Consider the following 16,885-nt stretch of genomic DNA (forward strand, 5'->3'; position numbering starts at 1 on the left):
GCTCTTCAATATCGCGCGCGGCAGTTGCGCCGCGCGCGGCTGGCATTACTTGACAGTCAGCAGGACTTTCACCGTGGCGTCAACGGCGCTCCTGTCGATGTAGCCGATCAGATTCGGATTGCCAGCCACCGCCGCCTTGACGGCGGCGCTGTCGCCGGCCTCCTTGGGCGCCTGGCCCTTGCCGGTGAAAATCTGCTTGGCCCAGTATGCCTTCATCTGGGCGGCGCTCTTGCTGGACACCTTGGTGTAGAACTGGTCGCGCAAGGGCGAGCCATCGGCCTGGTCGACCGGGGTTGCCGCTCCGCCCCCGGGCAGGGCCGAGTTTTTGCCAAGGAAGATGTCGGACGCCTGCTCCTCGGTCAGCGCTGTCGCGGCGCTCCTGGCCGAAACAATGACGACCGCCTCGGCGCTCACGCACGGCGACAGCAGCACCAGGCCTGCGGCGACGATGATGGTGTGGATCTTTTTGTACCTAAACATGGCTCCCTTCAAAAACGAAATTGACCGTGAAACCAGGCAGGCAGACGATACTTCCGTCAAACCCGTTTCGTGCATTGCTAAAATAACCGCCGCTTACGTTACATCCAGAATTCAAAATAGAATCCACAAAATTAAATATAAATAAACGTAACGTTTTTTTGTTTAAATCATGATATTTGATGGAAATAAAAAACACCTGGTCTTTCTTTGAATATATTGTTTTTTGGAAATTTCGCTACGCCACGGGCAACGGAAACCTGCCCACCGACCATCTCATCCGGTACCGGCTGTCGGTCATCGATGCCTGGGCGGGGGTGAACTGGAACGGGCATGTGATCCCGGCGGCGATACGCGACAAGGCGCCGCATGAAATACGGAAGGTGTGTCAGCAGCGATACCGGTCGCTGCCTGATGACTTCGACCGCTGGCTGCCCGCCGCAGGAGAGGGTCGCAGCCCGGCGGGCAACATGCGCGCCTGGGCAGCAGCCTCAGTGGTGTGCAGTATTGAGATCAAGGAAAGTATCACCGCCTGCAGGAGACGCTGGAGGCCTTGGAACTGATGCGAAGTCGCGCGCTGGACTGGCCGATCAGGATACCGCCAGATGGCGCCCTGGCCATGGATGGTGTCGGCCCGGCGCTGATCGAGTGGGCGCAGGGGCCGCGCTGGCTGCAAGCGGCGATGGCAGTGAGGCGCCGGCCTCGCGGTGGACGCTTGTCGCAGCGGCGCGCCAAGGCGGCGACACCGCGGCTGTCTTGCTGGTATTTATTCGAATGGATTGCGCACCGACGTCACTTCGGGCGGCGGCAACTGCTTGGGCAGGTCGCGTTTTTCCAGTTCCGCCACCACGTCGGCCAGCAGCTTTTGCAGCTGTTTGGCCAGCGCCAGGCCGGCCTGGTCGAGGGTCAGGTCGATATCGCCGCTGAGGCTGACGCGGTCGAGGCGGTTTTCAATCGCCAGGCTGCCCAGGTTGAGCACATCGCTTTCATTGGCGTAAGGAACGAATTTTTTTGCACACATGGCAGGGCCTTATTTGAATTTTTTGCTGTTAATCTTGGGCAAGCTCAGCACCCGCAGCTTCTGCTGGCGCGTGAGCGACGGTAACAGATTGATGCCGAGCTTGTCTTCCAGCTGGGCGATGCTCAGCACTTCATAGTCCCTGGTGTCGGTATTGGCGATAAAGTAGGCGGCGCCAGCGCCCTGGCGCGGGCTGTAGACGGCCTTGTACAAGTGGCTGGGCACGATCACCCGGCCGACCTTGCGCAGGTTGCCGCCAATAAAGGCCGGGCCCGTGATCACATACAGCGCACCCTCCTTCCTGGCCATCTTGCGCACGGCGCCTTCGATGCCGGCCCACACATAGCGGTTGTTGCGCGCGTCCTGCGGCACCATATTGGCCAGGGTAAAACTGTCCTGCTGGCTGCGGCGGTCCGGCATGTCGCCGTTCGGCGCCATGTGGCCTCGGTCAAAGCCGCTGCGCGCATAGTCGGCCAGTTCCGCACGCTGGCCGGCGGGCAGCCTGCGTTCGGCATGAAACGAGTTTTCGCGCGACAGATCCTGCGCCGCGTCGACATTGCTGGCGGTCAGGTGCTCGGCCGACCACAGCGGGGTGCGCGTGACACCGGAATGCATGACGCCAAACACGGTATAGCACAGTTCGGTGGTCGAGACGTCCAGCCTGGGATTGGTAATTTCAGGCGGCCGGCCATCGACATAATGGGCAGGGCAAGCGGCGGCCCAGGCCGGGTTCGCGGCCAGCGCTGTCGCCAGCAGGGCGCACGCCAGGCCAAGCCTGGCGATGGTACGTTGAATCATGATTGCCTGGTTTCAAATTCTTGCAAAGCAGCATTCTAGCGGACGCAAGCCGGCATCGACAAACCACACGTGCAGCCGTGCGCGCTTCTGCTAAGATTGAAGCGATTTGTTCGCATCCCTATCAAGTACCGGAGAGCATATGATCAAGAAAACCTTGCTGCTGATTGCCGTTTTCGTAGCCGGCGTACTCGGCTTTGCCACCACCAAGCCCGACACCTTCAGCGTGCAGCGCGAAGTGAGCATCAAGGCGCCGCCGCAAAAGATCGCCGCGCTGCTCACCGATTTCCGCCAGTGGCAGGCCTGGTCGCCCTGGGAAAAGCTCGATCCCGACATGGCGCGCACCTATAGTGGCCCGGCCACCGGCAAGGGCGCGCAATATGCCTGGCAAGGCAATGACAAGGTGGGCGCCGGGCGCATGGAAATTGTCGACGCGGCCGCGCCGGAACGCACCGTCATCAAGCTCGACTTCCTGCAGCCCTATGTCAGCCACAACATGACCATCTTCACCTTGAAACCCGACGGCGAAAACACAAGGGTCAACTGGACCATGACCGGCCCCAGCCCTTATGTCAGCAAGGTGATGAATGTGTTTGTCAGCATGGACACCATGATCGGCAAGGATTTCGACAAGGGCTTGACGAATCTGAAGGCGGCGGCCGAGCAATAAGCGCCGGCCGCCAGCGCGCGCGATCAGAACTGCTCGATCCACGCCGCCAGGTGATCGGGCGTGAGCGCAGGTTCGGCCTGCATCACCTTGCCCTGCAGGCCCAGTTCGCCGGCGTCGACCTGCAGCGACCAGCCGCGCCGCGCCAGCCACAGCAGGCTGGCCAGCCAGAAGGCATGGATGGACGAGACCGGCTTGCCGGTGGGCGTTTCCAGAAATTCCGTCAGCCGGCGGCTGTCGAGAAACAGCACCGTGCCGCCCGTGTCGCGCATCGCGTCGCCGAACACCGGCAGCAGCAGGTCGATGGTCTGCTCCACGCCGCGCCCCGGGTGGGCTGTTTCCAGCGCCTCGAGCTGGCGCCGCACGTCGGCGCCGAAGGCGGTGCTGCGGAACGCTTCGGACGCGACCAGGTCGGCATAATCCATCAGCAGCCAGTCCGGTTCGGGCGGGGTCACGCCGGCCGTCAGCGCGGCCGACAGATAGGCTTCGACCGGCAGTTGCTGCTCCGGCCCGGCCAGGCTGGCGCACAGGCTGTACAGGCAGCCGATGCGGTTGGCGATGGCCTGGCGCTGGCGCACCATCAACTTTTCGCGCAGCAGCTGGGCATGCTCGTTGCGCAGCTGGGCCAGCGCCAGCGCCTGTTTCAACTCCATGCGCAGCGCCGCGATATCCCATGGCTTCTGGATATAGCGGTGGATCTGGCCCTGGTTGACCGCTTCCACCGTATGCTCCATCTCGGAATACGCGGTGGTCAGGATGCGCACGATATGCGGATAGCGATCCCAGGCGTAGGACAGCAATTCATTGCCGTAGGCACCGGGCATGCGCTGGTCGGACACCAGCACCGCGATATGGGCCGCATGGTCGTCCAGCATGCGCTTGCCCTCCTCGACCGACATGGCGGTCAGGACATTGGCCAGCGGCGACATGGCGCGCTGGAAATACTTGAGGGCATTGGCCTCGTCATCGACGTACAGTATCGTCGGCAGGGCTTGCGCCGGCTCGCGCCGGCCCGGCAAAGGCAGAGAGGCGTCAATCATGCTCGTTCCTTCCATGGACGGGAAAATTCAGGGTAACGGTGGTGGAACTGCCATGCTCGGTGGCGATCTCGATGGTACCGCCGAACGACTGCATCATGCGCTTGCAGAAAATCAGGTTCCAGCCCGGCTCCTGCTGGCCGCTGGCCGCCAGCGGGTCGAGCAACAGATTGCCAGCGAGCTGCAGGGCCGCGTCGCCATCGGTATTGCTGCGCACGCTGATGCTGTCCGCGGCCAGGCTCAGCAAGATGGCCGGGCGCGCATGGTGTTCGAGCATGCGCAGGGCGTGGCCCAGCACCGAAGACAGGATCAGCGAGACGCAATGGGGCGACTGGTCAATGGCGAAATCGCCACCCTCGTCCAGCGTGACGCAGGCGCGCTGGTGCGGCGTCATCGGGTAGCTGTCGAGCAGGCTTGCCAGCAGCTGGCGCGCGCCGACACTGGCAAGGCGGCGCAGCGGCTGCATGCCGGGCCCGCTGCCGGCCAGGCGCACCGTGTCGACAAAGCTGGCCAGCACCGCCAGGCAGTAGCGCGCATTGTCATGCATCAGGGCCGCCGCCTCGGCGATCTCGGCCTCGTCGCCATGCAAGGCGGTGGCGCGCCGTTCGATGCCGCGCGCAAAATTGGCCACCGCCGCCAGCGGGGTATTGAGTTCGTGCTCCAGGAAGGCCAGCGCATCGTCGATCGCGCTCAAGCCCTGGCGCCGCGCCGCGCGGGCGCGCCCGGCCTGCACCGCCAGTTCGAGCGCGCGCAGCAGGTCGGCGCTCGCCAGCGGCTTTTCCAGCAGGCGAAACAGCGAGCCGGCATTGATCAGTTCCAGCAGCACCTGCTTGTCGGCATAGGCGGTGACCAAGAGGCAGACTATGTGCGGATGGTGGCGCTCGACCTCGGGCAACAGCGCGCTGCCCGGGCGGGCCGGCATGCGGTAATCGGTCACCAGCACGTCGATGCGCTCGCCGCATTCATCGAGCAGCGCCAGCGCATCGTCGACGCTGGCGGCCGTCAGCACGCGGTAGCGCGCGCCGGCCAGGTGCGCAAAATACTTGCGCGCCAGTTCCTCATCGTCCACGTACAGCAGCGTGGCGCGGCTGTCGGCTTCCATGCTAGCGGCCCTCCCAGTCGGAGCGCTGCAGGTCGAAATTCATGCTGGCCCAGGAGCCGAACACGCTTTCGGCCGACAAGGTGCCGCCATGGCGCTTGATCACGCCATAGCTGATGCTCAAGCCCAGGCCCAGGCCCTTGCCCACTTCGCGGGTGGTAAAAAACGGCTCGAACACGCGCGCCAGGTGTTGCGGCTCGATGCCGGGGCCGTTGTCGCGCACGCTCACCTGCAGCCGGTCGTCCTGCCAGTGGGCGCTGATGCGTACCTCGAACGGCTGCACATTGCCCTTGCGCATGGACAGCACCGCATTGCCCAGCAAGTTGATCAGCACGCCGACGATGGCCGCCTCGTCGCCGCGCACCAGGGTGTCTTCGGGCAGCGCATGGCTGATGTCGACATTCTTGGTTTCATGGCCGACCAGGCGTATGGCCGACTCCAGCGCGCGCTGGAAATGGAAGTGGCCGCGTTCGAGCTCGTCGCCGCTCTTGCGGTAGGCAAAGGTCTTCAGGTCCGAGACGATATGCTGCACGCGCAGCATGCCCTGCTTGGCGTCGACCAGGCATTCGTTGATCAGCGCGTTCTGCCGCGCGGCCGGCTCTTCCATGGCGACGTCGATCGCCATCATGCAGAAATTGACCGGGTTGTTGACTTCATGCAGCAAGCCGGCGGCCAGGGTGCCGATGGCGGCCATTTTTTCCTGCTGCAGCATCTGGCCCTTGATGTCGGCCAGGTTCTTGTTGGTTTCTTCCAGTTGCAGATTCTTTTGCGCCACTTCGGCCTTGAGCTGGAACAGCATGAAGCGCGCGCGTTCGTTAAAGTAGGTAAACACCGCGCTGATGCTGGCCGACATCGCCAGGAACAGGCAATTGACGACGAATTCGGGCGACAATGGCGCCTCGCCCGCGTGCCAGGCGCAGGCGGCTACGTACAGCAGGCAGGAAATGGCGCCGAACACCATGTTCTGCCACAGGCCGAAGGCCAGCACGATGCCCGAGGAATAGATCGCCAGGGTCATGCCGACATAATAGATGGAGGCCGCGCCTTCGGTCATGGCGATCATCCAGGCGATCATCAGCTGCGGCAGCAGCAGCCAGGCGAACGTCATCCACTGTATGCGCTCCTGGGCCCAGTGCGTGCGCATGGCCAGCGCCACGCAAAAAATCAGCGCCGCCACCAGCACCCGCGCACCGGTGAAAGAGCGCTGCATGTCGGGATACAGCGCCGAGTCCAGGCCCATGCCGAGCAAGATCAGCACGATGCCGGTGTAGGCCCCGCCAAGGCTGAATTCGAGCCGGAAGTCGCGCAGCACGGCCGTGTAGCCGGCGTGCAGGCCCGGGCGGTCCATCACGGAATGCTCACTTCCGCGAACACATTGACGCCGGTGGCGTCGACATAGATGTCGCGCTCGACCGCGTATTCGGGCAGCAGCGCCGACAAGGTCGCTTCATTGCGGTAGATCAGGTGCCACTCGAGCAGGTGTTCCATGCCGAACTTGCCGGGATTGTTTTCATGCACATTGGTCACCAGCAGGCGCCCGCCCGGCCCCACGCGCGATGCGAAATGCATCAGCAGGCGCGCGCAGACCTTGTCGGACAGATAATCGAACAGGCCGGCGCAATACACGGCGTCGAAGTCGCCACCACTGCCCGGCTTGGCCTGCGCCGGGCCATGGCGGCGCTTGAGCAGGTTGTGCACGGAGTCGTGCACGTATTCGATCACGGCCGGGCGGCCCGTGCGCTGCATGATGGTGTCGAGGCGGGCGCGGGTCCAGTCCAGCGTTTCGCCGCTGAAGTCGACCAGTTCGAACGACAGCCACTGCGCATCGAGGCAGCTGTCGAGAAAGCGCTGCACTTCGACGGCCGGGCCGCAGCCGACGTTGAGCACGCGAAACACGCGCCCCGCCTGGCGCGCCGCGGCCGCTTTCTGCGCCAGGAATTCTGTCAGGATATCGATGCGGTTGCGGTGCGCGGTGGCCACCGCCGCCTGCAAAAAGGCCGCATTGACGATCTGGAAATAGGTGCTGGGTCCCTGGCGCGGATCGTCGAGCAGCTGGTTGACCATCTGGTAGTCGCCGGCATAGCCGAGCGGCTTGGTAAAGGTGCGAAACACGAAGGGCGCGCGCAGTATCAAGGGGTGCAAGGCGGCCTGGGCAAACGCACGGTGGGCCGGAGCCTGCTCGTCGGGCACTTGCGCCGCGGCCGCTTCCAGTTGCCGCAAATACAGCTGGGTCTGTTCCATCAGCGGCTGCGCCAGCTCGTCGAAAATATCGGTGCGCAGGCGGCCATTTTCCTTCGGCAGCGAGTCCGACAGGTCGACTTGCTCGACCCAGCGCGCCACCTCGGACAAAAACGCGCGCATCTCGTTGACGACGATCTGGTAGTCGCGGCTGATGCGCGAACGTTCGCGCCAGCCCGTCACGAACGCCGCCGATTCGCGCCCGATGGCGCCCTTGACCACCACCACGTCGCTCAATTCGCGCCATTCGTCGATCAGGGTCACCGACACGATGGCCGTCAGGCCCGTGTTGACGCTGCTGATGACCACCGCCTTGCCCACATAGGCGTTCTTGGCGCCCATGCGCACCGTCAGTTCAGCCAGCACTTCGCTCACCTGCACGATCGAATAAGGATTGTAGATTTCCATCACCAGCGAATTGCGCTGCAGGTTGAAAATCGTACCGCGCACCGCTTCACCCTGGGTGTTGCGGAAACTGACGACTGGATCGATTTGCGATTGTGAATACACGATTGAGGTTATCAAATTGTCGGTTAGCAAAGGCAGTCCGTGTTCGGGATACGGCCCTGACCGCACAGGGTTGCTGGCCGGCCTGGCGGTCCTGCGGCGGCTGTTCCAGCGCTTGTCGAGTGTACTATGGATGTAGCCGGAAGGGCAATTGTTGGCCATGGCGGCGATCGCGATGAAGGCGCGCTGCTTATCCTGCGACAAACAAACCGAGTGCCTGGCGCAGCAATTGCGGCGTCTGCCCGGTCCAGCGCTTGAACGAGCGCCGAAAATTGGTGGCGTCGTGAAAACCGAGGTAGGTGGCCACCGCGTCGTTGTCGTAGCCATGGGCCTGGAACAGATAAATGGCCTTGTGCGCACGCACCTGATCGAGCTCGGCCTGGAAGTGCGTGCCGTGCCGCGCCAGGTGGCGTTTCAGGGTGGCCGGACTGACGCCGAAGTCCTGCGCCGTGCGCTCCAGAGTGGGTGCGCGGCGCAGTTCGCGCAGCAGATAGTCGTACAGGCCGCCAAGCAGGCTGGGCGCCGGCGCCGCTTCCAGGCTGGCGGCCCGCTGCGCCAGCGCCGCCGCGGTGGCGTTGCCGCGCGGCCAGGGCCGGTCCAGCCAGGCCGTGTCGATCAGCATGGCGTCGAGCTGGCAATCGAATCGCAAGTCCTGTCCCAGATGCACCTCGTGCTGCTCCACATGGCGCGGCCGCGCGCGGTTGAAGCAGTAGCGCCAGGGCAGGCGCTCGCCGGCCAGCCAGCGGCACATGGCGTTCAAGGCCGTCATGTGCATCTCGACCAGGAAGGGCAGCTGGCTTGGCGCGCCAAACGCGTCGGTCCAGTACAGCACGTGCAGGGCGCCCGCGTCGCGCAGGCGCGGCTGCAGCAGCGGGCACAGGCGTGTATGGCTGTCGCACAGCACGCTCAAGGCCTGGCGCAGGTTCTGCGCCTGCAGCAAGGCGTGGCTGACGGCGCCATAATGACCAGGCAGCAACTGTTGGCCCAGCATGAAACTGGTGTCGCAACTCGCCAGGCTGCGCGCCACATTGGCCAGCAATTGCAGGTATTGCGTGGCCGACAGCAGGCGCTCGTCCAGCCCATCATCAAAGCTATCGAGGCCAGTGCCGCGCAGCAGCGGCGCGCCGGGCGCATCGCGCGAGCGGGCATAGCCGAGCACCAGCGCCGGCTGGTGCCGCGCCGCAATGCAAGCTTCGTTTGCCTGCGTCAGCTTCACCGGCTTGTTCAAGCGGGCGCCGCGCCGCGCAGCGGCGTCTCTACGGCGCGGCTCAGTTCGGCCAGCACCACTTCCGGCACGCCATCCGTCATCGAACAGGCATGGCGCAGGCTCAGCCGCACCTCGCCATCGCGGGCAAAGTGGCGCATCTGCCCGACCATAAAGCACAGATGGCGCGCCACCTCGACCGCGTCGGCGCGCGACACCCCCGGCATCAGCACGGCAAAGCGGTCGCCCGCATAGCGGCACAGCAGGTCGTCATTGCGCAAATTGAGCAGCAGCATATGGCCGACCGCCTGCAGCACGCGGTCGCCTTCGGCGTGGCCGTGTTCGCGGTTAATCAGGTGAAACTGGTCGATATCGAGCAGCACCAGCGCACAGTCCAGGCCCGGCCGGCGTTCCTGTTCCAGCCGGATCTGCGTGCGCAGATAGCTGGCGTCGGCCAGCTGGGTGATGCGGTCGAACGCGCGATGATCGCGAAACAGACGCTCGCGCTTTTGCAGGTGTTCATTCAGGCGAAACTGTTCATGGCGCCAGTAGTACATGCCCACGGTGACAAGCAGCATGCCGAACGGAATCAGCGCTTCGAGCCAGTTGTCCCACAGGACCTGCTTGTCGATGGCAAAGAACTCATCGAGACAATCGGCCCAGGAGCCCAGCATGATGGCGCACAGGCCGCCGGCCAGCAAGCGCGTCACCAGGCCTCGCGGCCGGCTGCTGAGCGTAAACAGAAACCAGACGCCTGCCATCACGGCCGTGCCGCCTTCGCAGATGATGTCCATCCATTTCCACGCATAAACCGGCTTGGCCACGCCCAGGGTCGAGTACAGCAGGAAAAAGACCGGCAGCGCCAGCGCGGCGGTGACGAGACTGTTGCGGTGAAGTTGCAGCATGGCGTTACCTTTTTTGACAAGTGCAGCCACGATACCGGCCAGCCGTGACAGCACGATGACATCGCCGCCACCGGCCAGGCACAGGTGCAAACGGCTCACCGCCGGGGCGAAACAGGCGGCAAAAGCGCCAGGCCGCCAGCCCGGCCCGTGCGTGCCAGGGTCATTTCAGCTCATGCGCTCGCCAAACCGGCTGCCACGCTCACTTTGCGGCCGGCGCTGTCATGGATCGGTCATATTTGCTGCCTAGAATCCGCCCGGTTCCCTCCACTCCCTTTGCGCCCAATATGAAAACCAGCCTCACCTCTTCGATGTCTTCCCCGCTGCGCCTGTCCGCGCTGGCGCTGGCCGTGATGGCCGCTTTTAACGCGCCAGCCGTGGCTCAGGACGAGTCCGCGGCGAACGCCGAAACCGTAGTCATCAAGGGCCAGCGCTCCAGCCTGCGCAATGCCATCGCGGCGCAGGAAAAAGCCGACAATATCGTCAGCGTCATCAGCAGCGACGATATCGGCGGCCTGCCCGACAAGAACGCGGCCGAAGCGCTGGCGCGCCTGCCGGGCGTGTCCGTGCAGCGCGACCAGGGCGAAGGCCGCTATATCACCGTGCGCGGCCTGGGCCCGGACCTGAACGCCGTGACCATCAATGGCGCGCTGGTGCCCTCGCCCGAAGCGGGCCGTCGCGCCGTCGCGCTCGACATCCTGCCGGCCGGCCTGATACGCACCCTGGAGGTATCGAAAACCCTGCTGCCGGAAATGGACGCCAACTCGCTGGGCGCCACGGTGGAAGTGAAATCGCTGTCGGCCTTCGATGTGCCGGGTAAATTATTGTCGGCGAACATAGCCGCCAGCCATGACGACAAGACCGGCAAGACCAGCCCCAGCGGCGGCGCCCTGTGGGCCCAGCGCTTTCTCGACGGCAAGCTCGGCGTGGCGGCCGGCATCAGCGCCGAAAAGCGCTCGTTCGGCTCCGACGACGTGGAAACGGGCGGCGCCTGGAGCAACGGCCGCCTGAGCAGCCTGGAATTGCGCGATTACTTGCCGGTGAGAAAGCGCGGCGCGCTGGCCGTCAATCTCGACTACCGTCCAGAAGCGGGCAACAGCTGGTTTTTGCGCTCGTTCCTGAGCGAGTTTTCCGACAACGAAGTGCGCGACCGCCTGACCATCAGCAATATCGCCGGCGGCAGCCTGGCCGAGGGAGAGACGGGCACGGCGCGTGCCGAACGGCGCATCCGCCAGCGCAAGTACACGCAGCAGGTGCGCTCCCTGGTGCTGGGCACGCAGCAAAAATCGGGCGACTGGACGCTCGACATCAAGGGCGGCGCCAGCCGCGCCACCGAAGACACGCCGGAATCGTTGAACGATGGGCGTTTCCGCGCCAGCAGCAATATCGCCGGCGTGAGCTTTACCGACACCGAGCAGCCGCTCTTGAGCGGCCCGGCTGCGCTGTACAACCCGGCCAGCTATGCGCTGAACGCCATCACCCTGCAGCAGCGCTACTCGAAAGACAAGGAACACCATGCGCGCATCGATCTCGCCCGCAAATTCGATATCGCCACCCTGAAATTCGGCGCCAAGATGAGCCGCCGCGAAAAGACCAATGACACCAATCAATGGGCGTATAACAGCAGCAAGGCCAGCAGCGGCAACTACTGGGGCGCGGGCGGCACCGCGATGAGCGCGTTCGTGCAGGGCCGTAATCTCGACTACGACCTGGGGGCCATCGGCGTGGCGCTCGACCCGGCGCTGATACGCGCGCGCGTGGCCGGCCTGGACCGCGACAAGGCGCGCCTGGCCACCGAGTCCGCCATCAACGACTATCGCATGCAGGAAGACATCGACGCCATGTATGTGCAGAACAGCGTCGACTTCGACGCCTGGCACATCTTGGGTGGCGTGCGCGCCGAGCGTACCAGCTTCGAGGCCGCCGGCTCGCAAGTGAACAGCAGCGGCGCCGCCATGCCCCTGAGCCGCGAGCGCTCCTACACCAACTGGCTGCCGAACCTGCAGGCGCGCTACGATGTCGACGCCAACACCAGCGTGCGCGCGGCCTGGACCCAGGCCGTGGTGCGGGCCAACTTCAGCCAGCTGGCGCCCGGCGTGAGCCTGGCCAGCAATACGGAAGCGGTGATCGGCAACCCGGACTTGAAACCCCTGAAGGCCAACAACCTGGACCTGGGCATCGAAAGGGTGCTGGGCAACGACGGCGTGGTGTCGGCCTATGGTTTCTACAAGGACATCAAGAACTTCACCTACACCACCAACCTGGCCGGCACCGGCCAGTGGGCCGGCTACACCAGCGCCACCTCGTATGCGAATGGCGACGCGGCCAAGGTGAAGGGTATCGAGCTTTCTTACATGCAGCCACTGCGCATGCTGCCGGCACCGTTCAACCGGCTCCTGCTGGGCATCAATGGCACACTCACCACCTCGTCGGCGCAGATCGCCCGCTACGACAAGGCGGCCGGTCGCCAGCTGTCGCGCACGATACGCCTGCCGGGCCAGTCGAACCAGGTCATGAACATCATGCTGGGCTATGAGACGGGCCCGGTCAGCGCCCGCCTGGCGCTCAACACCAAGTCGCCGTATCTGCTGGAAATGGGCGGCGATATCCTGCAACAAAGCCAGGACCATACCGTCGACAGCCAGAAGCAGCTCGATTTTTCGCTGTCTTACCAGGTCAGCAAGCAACTGCAGCTGACGTTCGAAGCGGCCAACCTGAACAATGAAAAATACTATGTCTATCAAGGCACAAAACAGTTCAATGTGCAGAACGAACAATACGGCCGCACCTACAAGCTGAGCCTGAAAGCGAGCGCATTTTAATGAAAACGATGAAACAATCCCTGGTCTGCGCCGCCCTGCTGGCCGCTTTTGCTGTGTCCACCACGGTAGTGGCCGCACCCCTGCCCGCCTTTACCCAGCAGGCCGACGACCTGGTGCGCCTGCCTGGCGGCGGCTGGCTGGCGCTGGACAAGCACGGCCTGCACCTGTTCGATGCCAAAGGCCGCGAGCAGGACAGCATTGCCGTGCGCGCCAAGCAGCTCGACACGCGCATCGATGGCAAGCAGGTGCTGGCCGTCTTCCTCGAAGCCGATACCCAGCGCCCCGTGCCCGTCACGGTGGACCTGCAAGCGGGCAAGCTGACGCGGCTGGCGCCGTTCCCTGACGCCACGTTTTCGGTGGAAGCATCGTGTTTGTATCGCGACGCCCAGCGGCTCGACCATCTGTTCCTTATAGGCAAGGACGGGCAAGCCGAGCAATGGGTGATGCAGGGCGAACAGCGCCGCCTGGTGCGCAAGCTGGCCCTGCCGCCGCACGTCAGGCATTGCCGGGTCGACGATGGAGCAAAGCAGTTGCTGGTCAGCGAAGGCAATCTGGGCGTATGGGCCTATGAAGCCGAATCCGAAGGCATGGGCAAGCGCGAGGCGGTGGCCTTGCGCCGCCCTTATGGCCAGTTGGACGGCGGCGCCGGCGCCCTGGCCGTGCTGCCGGGCGGCGTGGCGGTGCTGGACGCCAAGGCCGACAGGCTGCATCTGCTGGCCCGCAAGGATGGCCGCTGGACGGCATCGGCGGCACAAACCGTGGATTTGCGCGTGCGCAAGGGCGACAGCCAGCTGGCGCTGGACCAGGGCCAGTTGCTGTTGCGCGGCAAAAATGGCTGGCAGTCGCGGACTTTGAAGTGGCAAGCTCAATCTGCTCAAGTTTTGCCATTGGCCATAGTCGAACCGCAAGCGCAAACCGAGCCGATGGCGCGCCAGGGCGACGCGGCCGACGACCCGGCCATCTGGCTGTCCAGCAACCCTGCCGACGCGCGCGTCCTCGGCACCAATAAAAAGCAGGGCCTGCTGGTCTACGACCTGCAGGGAAAACAGACGCAATTGCTGGAAGTGGGCAGGCTGAACAATGTCGACGTGCGCCAGGATATCGATCTGGGTGGCAAGAAGGTCGACCTGGCGCTGGCCACCCGGCGCGACGACAACACCATCATGCTGTTCAGTATCGCGGCCAGTGGCGAGCTCGAAGTGGCCGCCAGCTTTGCCACCGGCTTGAGCGATATCTACGGCATGTGCCTGTACCAGCCGAAAACCGGTGGCATCGAGGCCTTTGTCAACGACAAGGACGGCACGTTCCAGCAGTACGGCATCGGCATGGCTGACGGCAAATTCAGCGCCACCCTGCTGCGCAGCTTCAAGGTCGCGACCCAACCCGAAGGCTGCGTGGCCGATGACGCCAGTGGCCGTTTGTTCCTCGGCGAAGAGCGGCGCGGCGTGTGGACCACCTCGGCCGACGCGGCCAAGCCGGATGCCCTCGCCATGGTGCTGCCGGTCGGCGCCAACCTCACGGCCGACGTGGAAGGCATGGCCATCTACCATGGCCGCAACGGCGCGCCCAGCTATCTGGTGGTGTCCAGCCAGGGCGACAGCAGCTATGTGGTGCTGGATGCTCTCGCACCGTACAAGGTGCGCGGCCGCTTCCGGGTCGGCTTCAACCTGCAAGCCGGCGTCGACGGCATCGATGGCACCTCCGAGACCGATGGTCTGGAAGTGACCTCAAGCAACCTGGGCGGCGCGTATGCGCAAGGCATGCTGGTGATACAGGACGGCTACAAGCGCTTGCCGGACGGGCCGCAGAACTTCAAGTATGTGGCCTGGCGCGATGTGGCGAGGGCCTTGAAGCTGGATTGACCGCCTTTGCGGATGGTGTTGCTGGCTGGCGGGCGCCATGCCGCCGACCGGCGGGTCGCGGTCCAGGTTGCAGGGAAAGGCATAGCCTTCGGCGCAGGCGGCGATCGCATGGACCGCGTCCCCGCGCGCCTGGCCTTGTGCGCGCAGCGCCAGCAGGGCCGGATACAGGGCCTGGCTCATGGCCTGGCGGTCCAGCGTTTCCATGGCGCGGCCGAACGGCGACGACACCTGCAGCAGATTGGCCATGCGCCGGATATCGCTGGACCGGTTGTGGCCGGCGGCATGGAACAGCGCCGGATTGAAAAACACCGCGTCGCCCGTCGCCAACGGCAGTTGCACCTTGTGCTGCTCGAAATAATCGCGGAACGCGCTCTGGTGATACGCCAGGTAGCCGGCGGGGTACAGCTGCGAATACGGCAGGTACAGGGTCGGCCCCGATTCAAGCGGCATGTCGGAATGGGCGACCGCGCCCTGCAGAGTCAGGGCGGCCGAAATCCGGTGCACATGCGCCGGATAGGTACTGCTGCTCGCTTCGCTTTGAAAGCCCAGGTGATAGTCGCGGTGGGCCGACTGCGCCGCGCCGCCCGGGTTGACCACATTGACCTGCGCCGTCATCTGGTAGCCGGGCCCCAGCCAGGCCTGGCTGATCCAGGCCAGCACGGGATTGCCGTAATAGCGGGCAAACGCGGCCGGGTCGCGCAGGCAAAGTTTTTGCTGGGCGTTCCAGATGCGGTCATTGGCGCCGGGCCTGGCGAAGTGGTCACCGCTTGCATTGCCGCTGGCACGCTGTTCGGCGATCAGCTCGCGAAACACAGCGCTCACCTGCTCCAACGTGGCCAGGTCGGCCACGGCGCGCTGCAGCACGATCACGCCGGGGCCGCCGAGCAGCGCCCTGCCCCATTCGGCCTGCAGGGCTTGCAGCGCCGCCGGGTCCTGGCCCAGGCGCCGCACGCTGTCGCAGTCGTAGACTGGCACCCTGGACTGCAAGCTGGCAGCGTGCGGGTAACCGGCAATATCGGTTTGCCGGCTGGCGAGGCGGTGAAATGCGTCGAGGTCGCAGTCCTGCCTGGACAGCCAGTAAGGCTGCGGCGGCGCGCTGGCGGCAAGGTGTTCGTGCATGAAGGTCTCCTGTGTTTTTTTGAATGTAAAATCAGTATAAGCAAGGAAACCTGCATTCTTGATCCGAAAACCCCTCAAGAAACCGTCAAACCATGGCCCATCCTTTCCCTTTGAAAGTTGTCGCGCTGCAGGCCGGCGTCAGCATAGCCACTGTCGAGCGTGTCCTGCGGGGCGGTGCAGGCGTGCACGCTTCCACCGTGCGCCGCGTGCTGCAGGCGCAGGAGGAACTGGCCAGGCAGAGCGTGCAGGTGGGTTTGTCCGGCAAGAAATTCATGATCGATGTGCTGATGGTGGCGCCGCAGCGTTTCACCGACTCGGTGCGCCAGGCGCTGGAGGCGCAACTGTCGTCGCTGCACCCGGCCGTGCTGCGCTCGCGTTTTCACCTGCATGAAACGCTGGAGGTGGAACGCATCGTCGAGCTGCTGGAACGCATACGCAAGACCGGCAGCCACGGCGTGCTGCTCAAGGCACCCGACCTGCCGCAGGTGGCCGACGCCGTGGCCAAGCTGGCCGGCGCCGGCATTCCGGTGGTGACCCTGGTGACCGATTTGCCCGGCTCGCAACGCAGCACCTATGTCGGCATGGACAACCGCGCCGCTGGCGCAACGGCCGCCTATCTGATCGGGCAGTGGATGGGCAGCGCGCGGCAAAAGGTGCTGGTAACTCTCAGCAGCAACCGCTATCACGGCGAGGAAGAACGCGAACTGGGTTTTCGGCGCGCGCTGCGCGAACGCCACCGGAATATAAGTATCGTCGAAGTGAGCGAAGGCCATGGCATCGATGGCGCCACCGGGCCACAGGTAGCCCAGGCGCTGCTGGAGCATCCTGGCCTTGCCGGCGTGTATTCGATTGGCGGCGGCAATGCGGCTATCGTGGGCGCGTTCGCGCAGGCGGGCCGGCACTGCCAGGTCTTTATCGGCCATGATCTCGACGCGGACAACCTGGCGCTGCTGCGATCGGGCGCCATCCACGCCGTGCTGCACCATGACCTGGGCCAGGATATGTGCCGCGCGTGCCAGGATATCCTGCGTGCGCAAGGTGCGCTGCCGCCGTTGCCCTTGCAGCAGGCCCAGTCGCTGTCGGCGATCCAGATCGTCACGCCATGGAATCTGCCTGCGCTGGCGGCGCGGCAGTGAAG

General features: G+C 64.5%; 14 protein-coding genes and 1 pseudogene. 5 read left to right on the forward strand and 10 right to left on the reverse strand.

Annotated elements, in window-relative coordinates:
* Positions 1–45 precede the first annotated feature (45 nt).
* Positions 46–480: a type 2 periplasmic-binding domain-containing protein gene (locus ASR47_RS14755; protein ID WP_065308541.1), complete on the reverse strand. Its 435-nt coding sequence runs from the start codon at positions 478–480 to the stop codon at positions 46–48.
* Between the two features lie 179 nt (positions 481–659).
* On the opposite strand from ASR47_RS14755, the gene ASR47_RS14760 reads away from it, so the two are divergent.
* Positions 660–1,040 carry a hypothetical protein gene (locus ASR47_RS14760; RefSeq protein ID WP_065308542.1) on the forward strand — a complete coding sequence of 127 codons (381 nt, stop codon included), beginning with the start codon at positions 660–662 and terminating at the stop codon, positions 1,038–1,040.
* 203 nt (positions 1,041–1,243) lie between these two features.
* Here ASR47_RS14760 and ASR47_RS14765 read toward each other — a convergent pair whose 3' ends face one another.
* A complete protein-coding gene (locus tag ASR47_RS14765; RefSeq protein ID WP_065308543.1) occupies positions 1,244–1,498 on the reverse strand; it encodes a hypothetical protein in 255 nt (84 codons plus the stop codon).
* 9 nt (positions 1,499–1,507) lie between these two features.
* The gene (locus ASR47_RS14770) at positions 1,508–2,293 is read right to left on the reverse strand and encodes a DNA/RNA non-specific endonuclease (protein ID WP_065308544.1); all 786 of its coding nucleotides are present in this window, start codon (positions 2,291–2,293) and stop codon (positions 1,508–1,510) included.
* 139 nt (positions 2,294–2,432) lie between these two features.
* On the opposite strand from ASR47_RS14770, the gene ASR47_RS14775 reads away from it, so the two are divergent.
* On the forward strand, positions 2,433–2,960 hold the full coding sequence (locus ASR47_RS14775; RefSeq protein ID WP_065308545.1) for an SRPBCC family protein: 528 nt from the start codon (positions 2,433–2,435) through the stop codon (positions 2,958–2,960).
* Between the two features lie 23 nt (positions 2,961–2,983).
* Here ASR47_RS14775 and ASR47_RS14780 read toward each other — a convergent pair whose 3' ends face one another.
* The 6 genes from ASR47_RS14780 to ASR47_RS14805 form a co-directional block, all read right to left on the reverse strand.
* Complete coding sequence (locus ASR47_RS14780; protein ID WP_065308546.1) at positions 2,984–3,997, reverse strand: response regulator; 1,014 nt, start codon at positions 3,995–3,997, stop codon at positions 2,984–2,986.
* Positions 3,990–5,096, reverse strand: a complete 1,107-nt coding sequence (locus ASR47_RS14785; RefSeq protein ID WP_065308547.1) for a response regulator — start codon at positions 5,094–5,096, stop codon at positions 3,990–3,992. Before ASR47_RS14785 ends, ASR47_RS14780 begins: the two co-directional genes overlap by 8 nt.
* A gap of 1 nt (position 5,097) precedes the next feature.
* Positions 5,098–6,441, reverse strand: a complete 1,344-nt coding sequence (locus tag ASR47_RS14790; RefSeq protein WP_065308548.1) for a sensor histidine kinase — start codon at positions 6,439–6,441, stop codon at positions 5,098–5,100.
* Positions 6,441–7,841 (reverse strand): class I SAM-dependent methyltransferase, encoded by a 1,401-nt coding sequence (locus ASR47_RS14795; RefSeq protein ID WP_065308657.1) that lies wholly within the window; start codon positions 7,839–7,841, stop codon positions 6,441–6,443. Before ASR47_RS14795 ends, ASR47_RS14790 begins: the two co-directional genes overlap by 1 nt.
* Positions 7,842–8,028: 187 nt before the next feature.
* The gene (locus ASR47_RS14800) at positions 8,029–9,066 is read right to left on the reverse strand and encodes an AraC family transcriptional regulator (protein ID WP_245714355.1); all 1,038 of its coding nucleotides are present in this window, start codon (positions 9,064–9,066) and stop codon (positions 8,029–8,031) included.
* Complete coding sequence (locus ASR47_RS14805; protein ID WP_245714356.1) at positions 9,063–10,046, reverse strand: GGDEF domain-containing protein; 984 nt, start codon at positions 10,044–10,046, stop codon at positions 9,063–9,065. Before ASR47_RS14805 ends, ASR47_RS14800 begins: the two co-directional genes overlap by 4 nt.
* Before the next feature lie 185 nt (positions 10,047–10,231).
* On the opposite strand from ASR47_RS14805, the gene ASR47_RS14810 reads away from it, so the two are divergent.
* Positions 10,232–12,766 carry a TonB-dependent receptor gene (locus ASR47_RS14810; protein ID WP_065308549.1) on the forward strand — a complete coding sequence of 845 codons (2,535 nt, stop codon included), beginning with the start codon at positions 10,232–10,234 and terminating at the stop codon, positions 12,764–12,766.
* Between the two features lie 923 nt (positions 12,767–13,689).
* A pseudogene (locus tag ASR47_RS27900) lies at positions 13,690–14,556 on the forward strand (phytase); the annotation flags it as partial.
* Here the strand turns inward: ASR47_RS27900 and ASR47_RS26505 are convergent.
* A complete protein-coding gene (locus ASR47_RS26505; RefSeq protein ID WP_245714357.1) occupies positions 14,494–15,747 on the reverse strand; it encodes a phytanoyl-CoA dioxygenase family protein in 1,254 nt (417 codons plus the stop codon). The pseudogene ASR47_RS27900 and the gene ASR47_RS26505 overlap by 63 nt on opposite strands.
* Positions 15,748–15,839: 92 nt before the next feature.
* Here ASR47_RS26505 and ASR47_RS14820 point away from each other — a divergent pair, with 92 nt between their 5' ends.
* Complete coding sequence (locus ASR47_RS14820) at positions 15,840–16,883, forward strand: LacI family DNA-binding transcriptional regulator (RefSeq protein WP_065308551.1); 1,044 nt, start codon at positions 15,840–15,842, stop codon at positions 16,881–16,883.
* Positions 16,884–16,885: the final 2 nt, after the last annotated feature.

The sequence above is a fragment of the Janthinobacterium psychrotolerans genome, assembly GCF_001677885.1.
In the GTDB taxonomy this organism is placed as follows: domain Bacteria; phylum Pseudomonadota; class Gammaproteobacteria; order Burkholderiales; family Burkholderiaceae_D; genus Janthinobacterium; species Janthinobacterium psychrotolerans.